This is a genomic window from Gaoshiqia sediminis (genome assembly GCF_025907915.1).
Lineage (GTDB): Bacteria > Bacteroidota > Bacteroidia > Bacteroidales > Prolixibacteraceae > Gaoshiqia > Gaoshiqia sediminis.
The window spans coordinates 1-452 of record NZ_JAPAAF010000120.1 but is presented as its reverse complement, the minus strand read 5'-3'; the positions used below and the strand labels follow the sequence as shown (position 1 = coordinate 452).

The following is a 452-nucleotide window of genomic DNA, read 5'->3' as shown; positions in this document are numbered from 1 at the left end:
CCCAATGTGAACATTTTCCGCGACCCGCGCTGGGGACGTGGACAGGAAACCTACGGCGAAGATCCCTACCTGACATCGCGCATGGGCATTCAGGTGGTGAAAGGTTTGCAAGGCCCCGAAGATGCCAAATACCGCAAGCTGCTGGCCTGTGCCAAACATTACGCCGTTCACTCAGGACCCGAATGGAGCCGTCACGAGCTAAACCTGAATGATGTAAATCCGCGCCTGTTTCACGAAACCTATCTGCCTGCTTTTAAAGCCCTGGTGCAGGAAGCCGACGTGCGCCAGGTAATGTGTGCCTACCAGCGTTTAGACGATGAGCCCTGCTGTGGCAGCACCCGTTTGTTACAGCGCATCCTCCGCGATGAATGGGGTTTTCAGCATATTGTAGTTTCTGACTGCGGTGCCATTACCGATTTTTTCACCACACACAAGGTGTCATCAACACCGGT

1 protein-coding gene is annotated in these 452 nt (G+C 54.2%); it reads left to right on the top strand.

The window, feature by feature from the left end; genetic code table 11:
* Positions 1–452 (top strand): glycoside hydrolase family 3 protein (locus N2K84_RS20245; RefSeq protein WP_282593647.1); only part of this gene is annotated, 452 nt, incomplete at both ends.